The following is a 324-nucleotide window of genomic DNA, read 5'->3' on the forward strand; positions in this document are numbered from 1 at the left end:
CGCCGACCTGCCACTTTGAAACAGTGGCCGAGTTGCACCAGGCGTTCATGCGCCACCGTTAACCGGCCACGTTGTCTTTCATGGCCTGCGTCTGCGCACCGCAGCACTTGCCGTCGGTGAGCTTGCACGGTGAGCGGATATTTCACTGGTCAGCCTGTTTTTTCTGCGCAGATAGTCGGCTTTGTTGAGGTGCAAGGCGGCCAGCAAGGAAAAATAATGGGTGTTGGCCTCTGCACTGGTGGCCAGTGAAATCCTCTCACTGCGTAGTCGACTCAAGTAGGACGACAACGTCTCCTCGGTGGCCGAACTACCGCCTTCATCGTG

General features: G+C 57.4%; 1 protein-coding gene. It reads right to left on the reverse strand.

What is annotated here, in order from left to right:
* Positions 1-78 precede the first annotated feature (78 nt).
* Positions 79-324, reverse strand: a 246-nt coding sequence (locus AC0L3B_RS38925) for a hypothetical protein (RefSeq protein WP_473383006.1), incomplete at its 5' end; no start/stop codon positions are given.

The organism is Bradyrhizobium sp. Kon56, assembly GCF_055807635.1.